The 3,641-nt window shown below is 37.2% G+C and carries 3 protein-coding genes; all 3 read left to right on the forward strand.

Features of this window, described 5'->3' with window-relative positions:
- Window positions 1-11: 11 nt before the first annotated feature.
- Window positions 12-686 carry a DNA repair protein RadC gene (gene radC / locus KO361_05145; GenBank protein ID MCC7574952.1) on the forward strand — a complete coding sequence of 225 codons (675 nt, stop codon included), beginning with the start codon at window positions 12-14 and terminating at the stop codon, window positions 684-686.
- A gap of 118 nt (window positions 687-804) precedes the next feature.
- Window positions 805-2,889 carry an N-6 DNA methylase gene (locus tag KO361_05150; protein MCC7574953.1) on the forward strand — a complete coding sequence of 695 codons (2,085 nt, stop codon included), beginning with the start codon at window positions 805-807 and terminating at the stop codon, window positions 2,887-2,889.
- The coding region (locus KO361_05155) for a restriction endonuclease subunit S (GenBank protein MCC7574954.1) at window positions 2,886-3,641 on the forward strand (756 nt) is incomplete at its 3' end. The genes KO361_05150 and KO361_05155, both read left to right, overlap by 4 nt.

Raw genomic sequence — 3,641 nt, forward strand, 5'->3', positions numbered from 1 at the left:
AAACTTAAATTATGGCTAAAATTAAGGACTTACCAAAACATAAAAGGCCAAGAGAGAAATTAACAGAAAGAGGTGCGGAAAATCTCACCAATGCCGAGCTTTTGGCAATTTTAATCCGTACCGGTCGTGCCGGTAAAAGTGCACTGGATATTGCCAAAGAAACCTTAAAGAAATATCCACTGACCAGGCTATTATCCGTAACTCAGGATGAATTGCACAATATCAGAGGATTGGAGGGAACAAAATCAATCACTATTCAGGCAGCGCTGGAGCTTGGAAGAAGGGCTTCCGGTGCTTTTGATGATTCTCTACCCATTTTAGATTCCGTCCACGCCACAGTTGCTCAACTTCATGATATCCGCACCAAACAAAAGGAATACTTTCTAGTCTTATATTTAAATGCCCGAAAGCAGTTAATCCGGAAAGAAACGATTTCTATTGGGACTCTTACAGAAACATTAGTGCATCCCAGGGAAGTCTTTCAGCCTGCAATCAGCTGTTTTGCCAGTTCGGTTATTTTAGCTCATAATCATCCGGATAATGATATTGAAATTTCAGATGCTGATCGGAAAATGACTGAAAAATTAATTCAATCCGGAGTTATCCTGGATATTGAAGTTCTTGATCATATTATTGTAACGAACAATAATTATATTAGCTTTAAAGAAAAAGGAGTTTTATTTTAAACCTTTTGCACCGCTAGTTGATTGCAATGTCTAACAGTTTAAGAAAAGATTTAAAAATAAGTCAAACAAAATAAATAGCTTATCTATAACAGAATATAACAGGGAAGGGAACTTTAAAATGGCACAACTGGAAAATATTGAAGCAATTGAAAAAAGGCTTTGGAATTCGGCAGATACTCTGCGGGCGAATTCCAATTATGCCAGTAATGAATATTTTATGCCGGTCATGGGATTAATCTTTCTGCGGCATGCCTACAGCAGATTTCTGGCAGTCAAAGATGAGATAGAAGCGTCTCTTCCCACTCGCGGCGGTGTAAAAAGACAGCTGAGCAAAGAAGATTTCAGCAAAAAATCAGCTATATTTTTAGAGCCAAAAGCTCAGTTTGATTATCTAGTTAGCCTGACCGATAGCGATGACCGTGCGAAAGCCATAATCAATGCCATGGAGTCAATCGAAAGAGATTATGAAACTCTCCGCGGTGTCCTGCCCAAACAGGAATACCGGGAGCTGGATAATGAGATTCTGGCTCAATTGCTCCGAAACTTAAACCCGGAGGAATTAAAAAGAGTTTCCGGTGATGTCTTTGGCCGAATCTATGAATACTTTCTGACCCAGTTTGCTGATCAGAAAGCCCATGACGGAGGTGAATTTTTTACTCCTATATCTTTAGTATCTCTTATTGCCAATGTTTTAGAGCCCAAACGGGGAACAGTTCTGGATCCCGCCTGCGGCAGTGGGGGTATGTTTGTGCAGAGTGCCCGCTTTGTGGAAAGAATTCATGAAAATCCTAATGATAACCTTAATTTTCTCGGGCTGGAAAAAAATGCCACCACCATCAACCTGGCAAAAATGAACCTGGCAGTCCATGGCTTGGTTGGTGATATCAAAAAGGCAATTACCTATTATGCAGACCCCCACGATATGTATCATAAAGCAGATTTTGTTATGGCTAATCCACCATTTAACGTGGATGAAATCGATGCAGATAAAATCAAAAATGACCCCCGTTTGCCTTTTGGTCTTCCCGGAGTGAACAAAAAAGGTAAAGTCTCCAATGGTAATTATGTCTGGATTAGTTATTTTTATAGCTATTTGAATGATAAAGGGCGTGCAGGATTTGTCATGTCTTCCCAGGCGTCCAGTGCGGGAAACACAGAAGCAAAGGTTCGTCAAAAGCTAATTGAATCCGGTCATGTAGATATTATGATAGCTATCCGTTCTAATTTCTTCTATACCCGTTCTGTTCCCTGTGAATTATGGTTTTTTGATAAAGACAAACCAGAAGAATTAAAAAATAAAGTATTGATGATTGATGCCCGGGAAATCTACCGAAAAGTTACCCGTCGTATTTTTGATTTCAGCCCTGAACAGCAGCAGAATATTCTATCTATCATCTGGCTATACCGGGGGCAAAAAGAACGTTTCCATCAATTAGTCATAAATTATATTTCAAAATCACTCAGTGGGGCACATAAAAGTCCTTCTCTTATTCAGGACTATAAAAAGACTTTTAGTAATTTGGAAAATAAAATGCAGATTTTTTTAAAGACAATACCCAAAAACGAAAAAACTACAGAAATAATAAATGAGCTTGAAAAATGTCGACAAGCCTATCTGGACAATTCCCGATTATTTACTGAATTAGCAAAAGAGAAGGATGATTGGTGGGAAAAGCAGGATAAAGAGAATCTAAAGTTATCCTCAGCTCTTGAGGAATTAAATCTGTTTTCTGAAGAGAATAAAAAATTAATTAAAGAGGCAGAGATGATGTATCGGCTTATCAACCGACTGGTTGATGATTGTCAGAATAAGTCAACTGCTAAAAATAATAGCCAATGGAACATTAGGGATATTCAAAATCTTAAGAAAGAAACTGAAGAAGCCCGTGACAATTTGGTTAATCAATTAAAACAGGTTCGTTATTTCTACCATCAGGCTCAATGGCTCACAGAGAGATTCCCTGATGGCCAATACCGCGATGTAGAGGGATTGGTCAAACTGGTAGACAAAGAAGAGCTGAAAGAAAACGACTGGAGCCTCACTCCCGGCAGATATGTAGGGGTAGCCCCGGAAGAGGAAGACCCGGACTTTGATTTTGCGGAAACGATGCGTAATATACATACAGAATTGCAAGAATTAAATGTCAAGGCAAATGAGTTAGCAGAAAAAATTAATGAAAATTTCAGGAAATTGGGAATATGAAATTAATTAAATACAAAGTTAAGCAGTTTGCAGAGATAATAGGAGGAGGTACACCTAGTACAAAGAATACTGCATATTGGGAAGGGGATATACCTTGGATTACTCCTAATGATTTAACGTCTTTTGAAGGTGTTTATATTGAAAAAGGCGAAAGAAATATCACAAAAGAAGGATTAAACCAATCTTCTGCAAAATTACTTCCTAAAAAAACGATATTACTCACATCTAGGGCACCAGTTGGTTATGTTGCTATTGCGAAGAATGATTTATCAACTAATCAAGGGTTTAAAAATTTAATCTGTGATAAAAATTTATCCGATCCAGAATTTGTGTATTATTTACTAAAAATAAATAAAAAATATTTACAATCCAATTCTACTGGTTCTACTTTTGGAGAATTGTCTGCTTCTAGGGTAAAGAATTTATATTTTTATTTACCCGAAGTTAATATACAAAAAAGAATTGCTTCTACATTGTTAAAATATGATGAACTTATTGACAAAAACCATAAACGGATTCAGCTTTTAGAAGAAGCGGCGCGACTTCTTTATAGAGAATGGTTTGTCTATTTCCGCTTCCCGGGTCATGAAAATGTAAAAATAATTGATGGCATTCCGGAAGGTTGGAAGAAAAAAAGCCTGTCAGAAATTGTAACTACACAATACGGATATACTGAAACAGCTACACAAGATAAGATTGGTCCTAAATTTTTACGTGGGAAGGATATAAATAAATCTTCTTATATTGACTGG

Source organism: Candidatus Woesearchaeota archaeon (assembly GCA_020854775.1).
Lineage (GTDB): Archaea > Nanobdellota > Nanobdellia > Woesearchaeales > 21-14-0-10-32-9 > 21-14-0-10-32-9.